The following is a 13,566-nucleotide window of genomic DNA, read 5'->3' as shown; positions in this document are numbered from 1 at the left end:
AACTCTCCCCAAGCGGGGAGGGAGAGGAAACTCATGCCTGCTCTTTCCATTCGCCACCAACTCTTCATCGACGGCCGCTTCGTCGACGCCGAATCCGGCGAGACCCTCGCCACGCTGAACCCGCACGACAACACGCCCATCGTTAATGTCGCGCTCGCCGGCAGGGCCGACGTCGACAAGGCCGTCGCCGCGGCGAAGCGTGCCTTCCCCAGATGGAGCCGCATGGCCGCCGCCGACCGTGGCCGCATCCTGCTGAAGCTCGCCGACCTCATCGAAGCCAACGGCGAAGAGCTCGCGCGCCTCGAATCGCTCGACACCGGCCACCCGATCCGCGATTCGCGCCGGCTCGACGTGCCGCGCACGGCAGCGTGCTTCCGCTACTTCGGCGGCATGGCCGACAAGTTCCAGGGCGAGACCATTCCGGTCGAAGAGGGCTTTCTCAACTACACGTTGCGCGAGCCCGTCGGCATCGTCGGCCAGGTCGTGCCGTGGAACTTTCCGCTGATGTTCACCAGCTGGAAGATGGCGCCCGCGCTCGCGGCCGGCAACTGCATCGTGATGAAGCCGGCCGAGATCACGCCGCTGAGTTCGCTGCGCATCGCCGAGCTGATGGCCGAGGCCGGCCTGCCGCCAGGCGTGGTCAACATGCTGCCGGGGCTTGGCAGCGTGGCGGGCCAGTACATCGCCGAGCACCCGGAGATCGCCAAGATCGCCTTCACCGGCAGCACCGCCACGGGCCGGCGCATCGTGCAGGCCAGCGCGGGCAACCTGAAGAAGGTGCAGCTCGAACTCGGCGGCAAGGGGCCGAACATCGTCTTCGAAGACGCGAACCTGCAGGCCGCAGTCAACGGGAGCGCGTGGGCCATCTTCCACAACCAGGGGCAGGCCTGCATTGCGGGCTCGCGGCTGATGCTGCACGAGAAGATCGCCGATGCCTTCCTCGAGCAGTTCATTCCGCTTGCGAAGTCGATCCGCCTCGGCAACCCGCTCGACGAGGCGACGGAGATGGGGCCGCTCACCAGTGCACAGCATCGCGAGCGCGTGCTGAGCTATGTGGAAGTGGCGCAAGGCGAGGGCGGCGAACTGCTGGCAGGCGGCAAGTCGCCAGGCGGCGATCTTGCGAAGGGCTGCTACGTCGAGCCCACCGTGATGCGCGCCAGGTCATACAAAGACCGCGTCGCGCAGGAAGAGGTGTTCGGCCCCTTCGTCACCGTGCTCACCTTCAAGAACGACGAAGAGGCGATGCAGATCGCCAACGGCACCGACTACGGCCTCGGCAGCGGCCTGTGGACCAACAACCTGCAGCGCGCCCACAAGGTCGCGCGCGACCTGCACGCCGGCATGGTCTGGATCAACAGCTACAAGCGCGTGAACCCCGGCTCGCCCTTCGGCGGCGTCGGCCAGAGCGGCTACGGCCGCGAGATGGGGTTCGATGCGATGCGCGAATACACGCAGGTCAAGAGCGTGTGGGTGAACGTCGACGCGCAGATACCGCCGCACTTCGCGCGCTGACCCCTGATCGGGCGGCACAAAAAACACAAGAGACGGAGACAACCATGACATTCAATCGCAGACAGTTCACGCAGGCCACGGCCGCGCTGGTGGCCTCGGGCGCAACGCCACTGGTGTTCGCGGCCGACACGCTGAAGATCGGCTACGTGTCGCCTCAGACCGGTCCGCTCGCGCCCTTCGGCGAGGCAGACAAATGGGTCATCGACCAGATGAAGACCGCCTTCAAGGACGGCATCAGTGTCGGCGGCAAGAAATACGCGGTGCAGATCGTGCTGAAGGACAGCCAGTCGAACCCCAACCGCGCGGGCGAGGTGGCGAACGACCTGATCCTGAAAGACAAGGTCGCGCTGGTGCTCACCGCCGGCACACCCGAAACCGCCAACCCCGTGAGCGATGCGTGCGAACTCAACGAGGTGCCCTGCATCTCCAGCGTGGTGCCGTGGCAGCCCTGGTTCTTCGGCCGCAAGGGCGACCCGGCGAAGGGCTTCAACTGGACGTATCACATGTTCTGGGGCCTCGAAGACGTCATCGCCAACTTCACCAACGGCTGGAAGACGCTCGCCACCAACAAGAAGGTGGGCGGCCTGTTCCCGAACGACGGCGATGGCAACGCCTGGGGCGACAAGGAGCTGGGCTTCCCCAAGCCGCTCGCGCAGATGGGCTTCACGCTCACCGACCCTGGGCGCTTTCAGAATGGCACGCAAGATTTCAGCGCGCAGATCGCGGCCTTCAAGAAAGAGGGCGTCGAGATCGTCACGGGCGTGGTGATTCCGCCCGACGCCAAGACCTTCCTCACCCAGGCGCGGCAACAGGGCTTCAAGCCGAAGATCATCACGCTCGGCAAGGCACTGCTGTTCCCCGGCGCGATCGAGGCACTGGGTGACCTGGGCGATGGCCTGTCGACCGAGGTGTGGTGGAGCCCATCGCATCCGTTCACCTCGAGCCTCACGCAGCAAAGCGCCAAGGCGCTGGCCGATGCCTACGAGGCAGGTGCGAAGAAGCAGTGGACGCAGCCCATCGGCTTTGCGCATGCGCTGTTCGAGGTGGCGGCGAATGCGCTCGGGCGTGCCAAGTCGCTGAAGGCTTCGGACGTGCGCGACGCCGTGGCATCGACCTCGATCAACTCCGTGGTCGGCCCGGTGAAGTGGGGCGGCCAGGGGCCCTTCAAGAACGTCAGCAAGACGCCGCTGGTGCTCGGCCAGTGGGGCAAGGGCCAGAAGTACAAGGTGGAGCTGACCATCGTGAACAACGAGGCGGCGACGAACATTCCTGCCGGCGGCAAGCTGCGGCTGCTCTGACCGTCATGACGCTGCTGGCACTGCATGCCGTGAGCAAGTCCTACGGAGCGCTCAAGGTCACGGACGACATCACGCTGTCGGTGACCGAGGGCGAGACGCTGGGCATCCTCGGGCCGAACGGCGCGGGGAAGACCACGCTGTTCAATCTGATCTCGGGAGACGTGCGCGTCGATGCGGGGCGCGTCGAGTACGCGGGCCGCGACGTGACGCGGCTGCGGCCGCACCAGCGCTGTCATGCGGGCATCGGGCGCAGCTACCAGGTGCCGCAGCCCTTCGGCAACATGAGCGTGTTCGAGAACCTCGTCACGGCCGCCTGCTTCGGCGGGCAGCAGACCGAGCGCGATGCATGGCAGACGGCGCACGAGGTGCTGGAGCAGACGGGCCTGATGCCGCATGCGAACAAGCCCGCAGGTGGGCTGACTTTGCTCGACCGCAAGCGGCTGGAACTGGCGCGCGCGCTGGCGACGCGGCCGCAGTTGCTGCTGCTCGACGAGATCGCGGGCGGGCTGACGGAGCCAGAGGCCGCGGTGCTGGTCGGGGAGCTCAAGCGCATCAAGGCACGGGGCGTGACGATGATCTGGATCGAGCACGTGGTGCATGCGCTGCTGTCGCTGGCGGACCGCTTGTTCGTCATCAACTTCGGGCAGAAGCTGGCGGAAGGCGAGCCGCGCGCGGTGATGAACGACCCGGAGGTGCGGCGCGTGTACATGGGGATGGAGGCATGAGCGCGCTGCTTTCCACCCACGCCCTCAAGGCTTTCTACGGCGACGCCCAGGCCTTGTTCGGTATCGACTTCTCGCTGGCCCGTGGTGAGCTCGTGGCTATCATCGGTGCCAACGGCGCGGGCAAGTCGACCTTTCTCAAGAGCCTTACGGGCCTGGTGCGCGCGCCTCGCGAAGCGATCAGCTTCAAGGGTGAGCCCATCGGCGGGATGCCTCCCGGCGACATCGTGCGCCGCGGCCTCGCCACGGTTCCCGAAGGCCGCCGCTTGTTTCCCAGCCTCAGCGTCGAAGAGAACCTGCTCATGGGCGCCACCGCCGCACGCAAGGGCCCGTGGAACCTTCAGCGCCTGTACGCGCTGTTTCCCATCCTCGCAGAGAAGCGAAACCAGCCCGGCACGTCGCTATCGGGCGGCCAGCAGCAGATGGTCGCGCTCGGCCGCGCGCTCATGAGCAACCCCGAGCTGCTGCTGTGCGACGAGTTGTCGCTCGGCCTCGCGCCCATCGTCATCCGAGAGATCTATGCCGCCATGCCCACGATCACCGGCGAGGGCATGACTGTCGTCATCGTCGAGCAGGACGTGACCATGGCGCGCCAGGTCTCTCAGCGCATCTACTGCTTCCAGGAAGGTCGCGTGTCGCTCGAAGGAAATTCCGCCGACCTCACGCGCGAACAGATCTCGCAGGCCTACTTCGGCATCGAGGCCGCCCATGCTTGAAACCATCGTCCAGGGCGTGCTGCTCGGCGGCCTCTACACGCTGTTCGCGCTGGGCCAGTCGCTGATGTTCGGCGTGATGCGGCTCACCAATACGGCGCAGGGTGACTTCATCATCCTCGGTGCGTTCGCGGTCATCGTGGGCGTTTCGCTCACGGGCGATGCCATGCCCTGGCTCGTGGCGCTCGCGGTGCTGCCGGTGGCCTTCGGCTTCGGCTATGCGCTGCAGCGCTACGTGCTCAACGGCACGCTCGGCAAGGACCCGCTGCCCTCGCTGGTCGTCACTTTCGGCCTGTCGATCGTCATTCAGAACCTGCTGCTCGAACTGTTCTCGGCCGATCCGCGTGCCATCGAGACCGGCGGGCTCAACACGCAGGGCATTGCGCTGGGCGATGCGATGTCGCTCGGTGTACTGCCTCTGGTTGTGCTGGCCATCGCGGTCGTTGCGACGGGCGCTCTGCAGTGGCTCTTTGCGCGCACGGCGCTGGGCCGGTCGTTTCGCGCGGTGTCCGACGACCGCGAGATCGCGGAGCTCATGGGGCTGAACGCGAAGAAGGTCTACGCGCTTGCCGCTGCGATCGCCTTCGTGCTGATCGCCATCGCGGGTGCGCTGCAGGGCATGCGAACAACCGTCTCGCCTTCCGACGGGCCGCTGCTGCTGCTCTTTGCCTTCGAGGCCGTGATCATCGGCGGCATGGGCTCCTTCTGGGGCACGCTGGCCGGCGCGATGATTCTCGGCATCACGCAGCAGATCGGCTTCAGGCTCGATCCGGGTTGGGGCATATGGTTCGGGCACATCGTGTTCCTCGTGGTGCTGGTGCTGCGCCCGCAGGGGCTCTTTCCGAAAACGCGTGGATGAACCGAATGACGAGCATGCCCCCACCCCTCATCGCCGTCGAGCGTGCCACCGCCGCGAGCCGCGTCGCACTCTTCGTCGGCATCGCCCTCGTGCTCGTTGCCGCCAGCCTCCCGTGGTGGGGCGAGTCGAGCTGGATGCGCGAGTTCGTCGAGATCGCCTGCTACTTCATCTTCGCGATGATGTGGAACCTGCTTGCCGGCTACGGCGGCATGGTGAGCATCGGGCAGCAGGCCTTCTTCGGCTTCGGCGGCTACGTGATGCTGATGCTCGGCAACTTCGCGGGCATCAATCCGTTCATTGCGATTCCGCTGGGCGCGCTGGCGGCGGGGCTCATCGCCATTCCCGTTTCCTTTGTCGCGTTTCGTCTGTCGGGTGGCTACTTCGCGATCGGCACATGGGTCATCGCGGAGGTGTTCCGCCTGAGCTTCGCCAACGTGTCGGCGGTGGGCGGCGGCTCGGGCACTACGCTCACCGCGCTGCGCGGCATCGAGAAGGCCACGCGCGAAAGCACCACCTACTGGATGGCGCTGGCCTGCGTGGTCGCGGCCATCGCGCTGGTGTACCTGTTCCTGCGCAGCAAGCGCGGCCTGGCGTTGCTGGCGATACGCGACAACGAAGTGGCGGCCGAGTCGCAAGGCATTCCGGTGGCGCGCATGAAGCTCGCGGTGTATGTGGTCGCGGCCTTCGGCGCGGGGCTCGCGGGGGCGCTGTACTTCGTGGGCAATTTGCGCATAAGCCCCGATGCGGCCTTCAGCGTCAACTGGACGGCTTTCGCCATCTTCATGGTGGTCATCGGCGGCATCGGCCGCATCGAGGGGCCGCTGGTGGGCGCGCTCATCTTCTGGGCGCTCAACAAGTTCCTGAGCGACTACGGCACCTGGTACCTGCTGGGCCTGGGCATGCTCGCGATCCTCGTCACGCTGTTCTTCAAGCAGGGGCTGTGGGGCTATGCGCAGCAGCGCTGGGGCTGGTCGCTTTTTCCGACGCAGAGGCGGTTGCTGGGGGCTTCGTCGCGAAGGTGAAGTGCTGTCGCGTCCGACGCGAAAAAGGCCCTGTGCAAACCTCCTTCTGACTTGCGCAGCAGAGCATGATCCTGTAACGTTTGAAACAAAGTGGTGACATTTCACCGCTTCTTTTCATCGCTCTGGAGCCTCCCTTGACGATCACCAAACGCCGCTTGCTCGAAGGCGGCGCTGCAGCCGTTGCCACTTCGTTGTTCGCACCGGGCTCCTGGGCCCAACAACGCCCGGCAGCCGGTGCCGACGCCTGGCCGACCAAGCCCGTCCACATCCTCGTGGGCTTTCCCGCCGGCGCATCGCCCGACCTCGCGACTCGCGCCATTGCCGAACCGCTGTCGAAGATCCTGCGCCAGCCGGTGGTCGTCGAGAACAAGCCCGGCGCCAGCGGCAACACCGTGGCCGACCTGGTGGCCAAGGCCACCGACGATCACACCATCGGCGCGCTGATCAACGGCAACCTCACCATCGCCAAGCTGCTCAATCCGGCGCTGCCTTTCGACCCCGAGAAAGACTTTGCGCCCGTCGGCCTCATCGGCACCGCGCCGCTGGTGTTGGCGGTCTCGGGCAGCGCCACGGGCAAGACCGCGGCCGACCAACTGCTGTGGGTGCGCAACTTGGGCAGCGGCGGCAAGTACGGCACGCCGGGCGTAGGCACCGTGGGCCACCTGGGCATGGAACTAATCAAGAGTCGCGCGGCCATCACCGCGCAGCACAAGCCCTACACGGGCAACCCGCAGGTCATTGCGGGCCTGCTCGCCAACGAGATCCAGCTGGCGTTGCTGCCGCCCGGCCTCGCGTTGCCGCACATCAAGTCGGGAAAGATCAAGGCCATTGGCGTGACCTCGCCCGAGCGCAGCCCGCTGGCCAGCGAGCTGCCCACGATTCGCGATGCGGACGTGCGCGGCGCCGACCTCGAAATCTGGACCGCGCTGGCCGCGCCCGCCGGCATGAAGCCCGCGGTCGTCGCCAAGCTCAATGCAGCGCTGGTCGAAGTGATCAGCTCTCCCGACGTGAGCGAGGCGCTGCTGAAGACCGGCTGGCAGGCACAGCCCGGCTCACCTGACACGCTGGCCAAGCGCATGCGCGCCGACACCACGCGCCTGGGCGGCGTGATCATCATGAAGGGCATCCACTCGGAGAGCTGACCGAGGGGAGCCCCGGCTCTCCTTACGTCTTCGACGCGACGCGTTTGAACAGAGCCTGATCGAAGCGGATCGTGATGACCTCCGTGTCGTCCGGCTTGCCGGGAACGCGACCGTCTTCCGTCGGGAAGTTGGTGTCGATCGCAACGGCCAGGGTGTTGTCGTCCACCACCTCGACACTCTCGACCGAATCGAAGGGCATGCTGAACTTGCCGGCCACCACGCTGGCCAGCGGACCGCCGATGTCCGTCGGGTCGGAGATGTTCAGCAGGTCGACCAGCAGCGTCTTCTTCAGCACACCGTTGGCATCCTTCACGTCGAGGTCGACCATGTACAGGCGCTTGACCACTGCCTTCGAGCCGTACAGGCTGTCGCGCTCGATCAGCACGAACTTGTTGCCGCCCACGTTGGTCATGTCGCCGATCACGATCTGGTTGTCCTTGGCGGGACCGTCCTTCTTGTAGACCGGGTTCTTGCCGGTGTAGAGCATCGAGGCGGGGTCGAACTCGAAGAAGTTCAGGTAGCGCTCGTCGTCTGCCACCGGCCGCAACGAGGCCAGCGAGGGCGCTGCTTCGGGCACCGCGTAGAGGCGGCTGCTGTCGCCGTTGAAGGCCAGGCTCTCGAAGCCCCGGCTCGAGAGCGAGGTTGCGGTGGCGCCGTCGTTCATCACCAGCGGGTTGGACGGGCTGCGCAGGAACGGATGCGGCACCGGGTCGCCCATCAGCGTGCCGTTCTTGTCGAAGTGCAGGATGTAGGGGCCGAACTCCTCGCCCACGAACCAGGTGCCGTCCTTGGCGCGGGCGATCGACTCGACGTCGAGGTCGAAGCCTGTCAGCAGCCGGCCGCTGACGATGCGCGCATCCACCGGCTTACCGCTGTCGACCAGGTTGTTGCCGGACACCGTCTGGTAGTTGGCGTAGTCGGCGGTGATCTTCAGGTCGACGCCCTTGCCGTCCTTCAGGAAGCCGTTGGCGTCGTTGAAATTGACGTGGCTGTTCACCTTCACGGTGCCGGGCACCGTCGTGCCGTTGGCCGCGGTGCGGAAGTCGATGTTGACGTTGTAGAAGCCGACCACGAAGTCGCCGGAGTTGCCTTTGCTGCCGTAGCCGTTGTCGGGCATGGCGGTCCAGGTGCCGTCATCGTTCTTCAGCAGTGCCGAGAAGCCCGGCAGCGGCTGGCCGTCGACGAAGGGTGGCGTCACGCCGAGCGCGGCGGTAATGAACTGGCCAGTGGTCGGGCCGGGCCAGCGGAACGTATCGGCCAGGGAGGCCCAGCCGGTCAGCTTGTGAGGCAATCCTGCCGAGTCGTCTTGTGACGGCTGGGGAGCAGGTGCTGGCGCGGGAGGCGGAGCGGGCGTTGCCGCTACCGGGGGAAAGGCAACACCGCTGCCGTCACTGCCGCCGCACGCGGCGAGAACAGCAGAGGAAACGACTGCCAGCATTAGGTGACGCGGCAAGTTGGACGAGGCGAAGCGAACGGACATGAATGGACCCTCCCATGGTTTTTAGTGCGAAGCGCAATCTAAAAAGCCGGTGTGACGTGTCCATGAATACCCATTCGGGTCAGAGCATGCGCGAGATCCGCTCCGCCGCTTCGCGCAGCGCGGGCAGCATCGTCTCCTGCATTGCCTTCGCGCTGGTGCGGTTCGCTTGTCCGCTGATGTTGAGTGCGGCCACCATGCGCCCTTGCCGATCGACGATAGGTGCGGCTACCGAGATCAGGCCTTCCTCGAGTTCCTGGTTCACCAGGCACCACTGCTGCTTGCGTGCCTGCGCCACCTTGGCCATGAGCGCATCGATGTCGGTCACCGTGTGCTTCGTCAGCGCCTCGATGTTCGAGGCTTCGAGTCGCGCGCGCGCCTCGTCGTCATCGAGGTCCGCCAGCAGCAGCCGGCCGAGCGACGTGCAATAGGCCGGCAGGCGAGAGCCCACACCCAGGTTGATGTGCATGATCTTCTTCGTCGGCACGCGCAGCACGTAGACGATGTCCGTCGCGTCGAGCACGGCGGCCGAGCACGACTCCTGCACCTGCTGCACCAGCGCTTCCATCACCGGCTCGGCGCGGTTCCAGATCGGCATGGACGAGAGATACGCGAACCCCAGGTCGAGGATGCGCGGCGTGAGCGTGAAGAGCTTGCCGTCGGTCACCACATAGCCCAGCGTCTGCAGCGTGAGCAGGATGCGGCGTGCCCCCGCGCGCGTGAGCCCGCTGCCGGCCGCCACCTCGCTGAGCGTCTGGTGCGGCGCATTGGCGCTGAACGAGCGGATCACCTGCAGCCCCCGCGCAAAAGACTGCACGTAGCTGTCGCCGGGCGCGGGTGTATCGGGTTGTGTGGGGTGGGTTGCCATGGTGCGCGATCCTCTCTAAAATTCATTATACGAACAAATGTTCTTTAGACGAACAAATCGGCGATTCGCAGAATCGGTCGGCGTGTTCAGGCGGTTCGCTTCCTCGCTTTCTTTTCTTCACTCCCGGAGACAGGCTTCATGATCAACAAGATCGCGCGCTCGGTCGCCGATGCCCTGGCAGGCATCCCAGACGGCGCCACGGTTCTCATCGGCGGCTTCGGCACGGCCGGCATTCCCAACGAACTCATCGAGGGCCTCGTCGAACAGGGCGCCAAGGACCTCACCGTCGTCAACAACAACGCGGGCAACGGCGAGACCGGCCTCGCGGCGCTGCTCAAGGCCGGCCGCGTTCGCAAGATCATCTGCAGCTTCCCGCGCCAGGCCGACAGCCAGGTGTTCGACGGGCTCTACCGCAGCGGCAAGCTCGAGCTCGAACTCGTGCCCCAGGGCAATCTCGCCGAGCGCATCCGTGCGGCGGGCGCAGGCATCGGCGCCTTCTTCTGCCCGACCGGCTACGGCACGCAACTGGCCGGCAACCGCGAGACCCGCGAGATCGATGGCAAGCAGTACGTGCTCGAGTACCCCATCCACGGCGACGTGGCGCTCATCAAGGCCGAGCGCGGCGACCGCTGGGGCAACCTGGTCTACCGCAAGGCCGCGCGCAACTTCGGCCCGGTGATGGCGATGGCCTCGAAGAAGACGGTGGCCACCGTGCACGACATCGCAGAACTCGGCACCCTCGACCCCGAAACCATCGTCACCCCGGGCATCTTCGTGCACCAGGTGGTGCGCATCGAACGTGTCGCCACCCAGGCCGGCGGCTTCAAGAAGGCAGCTTGAGCTGCCGGGCCGCCCCAAAGCGAAAACCGTAGCGCGAAAGCGCGGAGGAATCTAATTCTCATGACTTACCAACGTCGCACCAAGGACCAATTGGCCGCCCGCGTGGCGCAGGACATCTTCGACGGCGCCGTCGTCAACCTCGGCATCGGCCAGCCCACGCTGGTGGCCAACCACCTGCCCAAGGGCCGCGAGGTCATCCTGCAGAGCGAAAACGGCATCCTCGGCATGGGCCCCGCGCCCGAAGCCGGCGAAGAAGACTATGACCTCATCAACGCCGGCAAGCAGCCCGTCACGCTGCTGCCGGGCGGCTCGTTCTTTCACCACTCCGACAGCTTCGCAATGATGCGCGGCGGCCACCTCGACATCTGCGTGCTCGGCGCGTTCCAGGTGTCTGCCACCGGCGACCTCGCCAACTGGCACACCGGCGAGAAAGATGCCATTCCCGCCGTCGGCGGCGCAATGGACCTCGCCATCGGCGCCAAGCAGACCTGGGTCATGATGGACTTGCTGACCAAGCAGGGCGTGAGCAAGCTGGTGAAGGAATGCACCTATCCGCTGACCGGCATTGCCTGCGTCAAGCGTGTGTACTCCGACCTCGCCACGCTCGAATGCACGCCGCAGGGTCTGAAGCTGGTCGACCTCGTCGACGGCCTCAGCCGCGAAGAACTCGAAAAGCTCGTCGGACTCCCGATCGCAGCCTGATCCTTTTTTCAAGCAATCAAAGAGAGACAGCTTCCATGACCAATCAAGCCTTCATCTGCGACGCCGTTCGCACTCCCTTCGGCCGCTACGGCGGTTCGCTCAGCAGCGTGCGCACCGACGACCTGGGCGCCGTGCCGCTCAAGGCGCTGATGGAACGCAACAAGAACGTTGATTGGCAGGCCGTGAGCGACGTGCTCTATGGCTGTGCCAACCAGGCTGGCGAAGACAACCGGAACGTCGCGCGCATGTCGGCGCTGCTGGCCGGCCTGCCGCTCGAAATCGGCGGCGGCACCATCAACCGCCTGTGCGGCTCGGGCCTTGACGCCGTGGGTACCGCAGCGCGCGCCATCCGCGCAGGCGAAGCCGGTTTGATGATCGCCGGCGGCGTGGAAAGCATGAGCCGCGCCCCCTTCGTCATGCCCAAGGCCGAGAGCGCCTTCAGCCGCAACAACGCCGTGTACGACACCACCATCGGTTGGCGCTTCGTCAACAAGCTCATGAAGGCGCAGTACGGCGTCGACTCCATGCCCGAGACGGCCGAGAACGTGGCCACCGACTACAAGATCGAGCGCGAAGCACAAGACCTGATGGCGCTGAACTCGCAGCTGCGCGCCGTGGCCTCGCAGAAGTCGGGCTTTTTCGACGCCGAGATCGTGCCCGTGAGCGTGCCGCAGAAGAAGGGCGACGCGATCATCGTCAACAAGGACGAGCATCCGCGTGAGACCAGCCTGGAATCGCTCGCCAAGCTCAAGGGCGTTGTGCGCCCCGACGGCACCGTGACGGCCGGCAATGCCAGCGGCGTGAACGACGGTGCCTGCGCGCTGCTGCTGGCTGATGAAGCCAGTGCCGCGAAACACGGCCTCACGCCGCGCGCCCGCGTGGTCGGCATGGCCACCGCCGGCGTCGCGCCGCGCGTGATGGGCATCGGCCCCGCGCCCGCCACGCAGAAGGTGTTGGCGCTCACTGGCCTCACCATCGACCAGATCGATGTCATCGAACTCAATGAGGCCTTTGCCGCGCAAGGCCTTGCCGTGCTGCGCCTGCTGGGCCTGAAGGACGACGACGCCCGCGTCAACATCAACGGCGGCGCCATTGCGCTGGGCCATCCGCTGGGCGCCAGCGGTGCGCGCCTGGCGACCACCGCAGTCAACCAGCTGCACAAGGGCGGCGGCCGCTACGCGCTGTGCACGATGTGCATCGGCGTGGGCCAGGGCATCGCGGTGATTCTCGAACGCGTCTGACCGCGCCACGAACACACGACGACAAAAAGATAACCAGAGAAGCAAGAAGACAAGGCCATCGGAAGCCGCAGGCATAGCGGCCCGATGGCATTTTTTTAACCCAAGAGGACAGAGAGAAATGGATCAGAGGATGAAGAACTACACGTCGAAGACAACGCGCCGCAGCGCCGGCCTGGCCGCGCTTGCGCTGGCAACCGCAGCCCTGCTGCCTGCAACGGCACCGGCGCAGCAGGCCTTTCCCAGCAAGCCCGTGCGCATCATCACGCCGTTTCCCGTGGGCGGCGGCCCCGACGGCGTAGCGCGCCTCGTGGCCGACAAGCTATCGCGTGCCTGGGGCCAGCCCGTGGTGGTCGAGAACCGCCCGGGTGGCAACGGCTTCATCGCCATCGACGCCTTCAAGCGCGGCGCCAAGGACGGCCACGACATCATCGTGCTCGACAACGTGCACCTGGCCGCGTACCCCGCGCTGTTCAAGAAGCTGCCCTACGACTCGGCCAAGGACTTCGACGCGCTGCTGCCGCTGTTCAAGACCTACTTCTTCTTCACCGTTGCCACCAACAGCAAGTACAAGACCGTGGGCGACCTGATCGCCGACGCCAAGGCCAACCCCGGCAAGCTCGACTACGGCTCGTGGTCGGTCGGCAACCCGGTGCACCTGGGCTCCGAGCTCTTCGAGTCAGCCACAGGCACGCAGATGGAACACGTGATCTACAAGGAGACCACGCAGCTGTACACGTCCGTGGCAACCGGTGAGCTGGCATTTGCTTTGGGCAGCAGCGCCACCGCCGGCCCGCTGCAGCGCGCGAACAAGCTGCGCTTCCTGGCGGCTGCCGCGCCGCAACGCGTGGCAGCCTTCCCCGACGTGCCGACGGTGTCCGAGTCAGGTGGTCCGAAGGGCTTCGAGGTCATCGGCTGGAATGCGATCGCGGTGCCCAAGGGCCTGCCTGCATCGGTCACCGAGAAGATCAAGCGCGACATCGAGAAGGGGCTTGCCGAACCCGACGTGCTGGAGAAGTTCAAGAGCTTCGGCTATGAGCCGTTCCCGACCACGCGGCCGCAGTTCGACGAGTTCGTGGCGAGCGAGACGAAGCGGTTCACCGACGTGATCCGCAAGGCGAACGTTTCGCTGGATTGATCGGGTTGCGCAGGCAGCCTGCGCCGATCTGACCG

13 protein-coding genes are annotated in these 13,566 nt (G+C 65.9%); 11 read left to right on the top strand and 2 right to left on the bottom strand.

All coding sequences use genetic code 11. The features are described from left to right. The first annotated feature begins 48 nt into the window (after positions 1 to 48). The 7 genes from ACN9MV_RS27695 (at position 49) to ACN9MV_RS27665 (ending at position 7,268) form a co-directional block, all read left to right on the top strand. A complete protein-coding gene (locus tag ACN9MV_RS27695; RefSeq protein WP_307617075.1) occupies positions 49 to 1,512 on the top strand; it encodes an aldehyde dehydrogenase family protein in 1,464 nt (487 codons plus the stop codon). A gap of 44 nt (positions 1,513 to 1,556) precedes the next feature. Then, positions 1,557 to 2,810: an ABC transporter substrate-binding protein gene (locus ACN9MV_RS27690; protein WP_093079672.1), complete on the top strand. Its 1,254-nt coding sequence runs from the start codon at positions 1,557 to 1,559 to the stop codon at positions 2,808 to 2,810. A gap of 5 nt (positions 2,811 to 2,815) precedes the next feature. Continuing rightward, entirely contained in the window at positions 2,816 to 3,535 is a 720-nt protein-coding gene (locus ACN9MV_RS27685; protein ID WP_426390401.1) for an ABC transporter ATP-binding protein, read from the top strand. Beyond that, positions 3,532 to 4,248 (top strand): ABC transporter ATP-binding protein, encoded by a 717-nt coding sequence (locus ACN9MV_RS27680; RefSeq protein WP_426390400.1) that lies wholly within the window; start codon positions 3,532 to 3,534, stop codon positions 4,246 to 4,248. The genes ACN9MV_RS27685 and ACN9MV_RS27680 overlap by 4 nt, the downstream gene beginning before the upstream one ends. Continuing rightward, positions 4,241 to 5,104, top strand: a complete 864-nt coding sequence (locus tag ACN9MV_RS27675) for a branched-chain amino acid ABC transporter permease (RefSeq protein WP_426390399.1) — start codon at positions 4,241 to 4,243, stop codon at positions 5,102 to 5,104. The genes ACN9MV_RS27680 and ACN9MV_RS27675 overlap by 8 nt, the downstream gene beginning before the upstream one ends. Positions 5,105 to 5,118: 14 nt before the next feature. Further along, positions 5,119 to 6,126 carry a branched-chain amino acid ABC transporter permease gene (locus ACN9MV_RS27670; protein ID WP_426390398.1) on the top strand — a complete coding sequence of 336 codons (1,008 nt, stop codon included), beginning with the start codon at positions 5,119 to 5,121 and terminating at the stop codon, positions 6,124 to 6,126. Positions 6,127 to 6,260: 134 nt separating this feature from the next. Beyond that, positions 6,261 to 7,268 carry a Bug family tripartite tricarboxylate transporter substrate binding protein gene (locus ACN9MV_RS27665; protein WP_426390397.1) on the top strand — a complete coding sequence of 336 codons (1,008 nt, stop codon included), beginning with the start codon at positions 6,261 to 6,263 and terminating at the stop codon, positions 7,266 to 7,268. 22 nt (positions 7,269 to 7,290) lie between these two features. Here ACN9MV_RS27665 and ACN9MV_RS27660 read toward each other — a convergent pair whose 3' ends face one another. Both ACN9MV_RS27660 and ACN9MV_RS27655 read right to left on the bottom strand, forming a co-directional pair. After that, positions 7,291 to 8,559, bottom strand: coding sequence for an esterase-like activity of phytase family protein (locus ACN9MV_RS27660; RefSeq protein ID WP_426390396.1), 1,269 nt, complete (start codon positions 8,557 to 8,559; stop codon positions 7,291 to 7,293). Positions 8,560 to 8,827: 268 nt separating this feature from the next. Continuing rightward, the gene (locus ACN9MV_RS27655) at positions 8,828 to 9,613 is read right to left on the bottom strand and encodes an IclR family transcriptional regulator domain-containing protein (protein WP_093057569.1); all 786 of its coding nucleotides are present in this window, start codon (positions 9,611 to 9,613) and stop codon (positions 8,828 to 8,830) included. 138 nt (positions 9,614 to 9,751) lie between these two features. Between ACN9MV_RS27655 and ACN9MV_RS27650 the strand changes: the two genes are divergently transcribed. The 4 genes from ACN9MV_RS27650 (at position 9,752) to ACN9MV_RS27635 (ending at position 13,531) form a co-directional block, all read left to right on the top strand. Further along, on the top strand, positions 9,752 to 10,453 hold the full coding sequence (locus tag ACN9MV_RS27650; RefSeq protein ID WP_093177477.1) for a 3-oxoacid CoA-transferase subunit A: 702 nt from the start codon (positions 9,752 to 9,754) through the stop codon (positions 10,451 to 10,453). A gap of 60 nt (positions 10,454 to 10,513) precedes the next feature. Further along, positions 10,514 to 11,155, top strand: coding sequence for a 3-oxoacid CoA-transferase subunit B (locus ACN9MV_RS27645; protein WP_093057571.1), 642 nt, complete (start codon positions 10,514 to 10,516; stop codon positions 11,153 to 11,155). A 35-nt stretch (positions 11,156 to 11,190) separates the two neighbouring features. After that, the gene (gene pcaF, locus ACN9MV_RS27640) at positions 11,191 to 12,396 is read left to right on the top strand and encodes a 3-oxoadipyl-CoA thiolase (RefSeq protein WP_093057572.1); all 1,206 of its coding nucleotides are present in this window, start codon (positions 11,191 to 11,193) and stop codon (positions 12,394 to 12,396) included. 130 nt (positions 12,397 to 12,526) lie between these two features. Continuing rightward, positions 12,527 to 13,531 (top strand): Bug family tripartite tricarboxylate transporter substrate binding protein, encoded by a 1,005-nt coding sequence (locus tag ACN9MV_RS27635; protein WP_093177480.1) that lies wholly within the window; start codon positions 12,527 to 12,529, stop codon positions 13,529 to 13,531. Positions 13,532 to 13,566: the final 35 nt, after the last annotated feature.

The sequence above is a fragment of the Variovorax sp. R-27 genome, from assembly GCF_049913215.1.
Classification (GTDB): domain Bacteria; phylum Pseudomonadota; class Gammaproteobacteria; order Burkholderiales; family Burkholderiaceae_C; genus Variovorax.
This window is presented reverse-complemented; position numbering and strand designations above follow the sequence as displayed.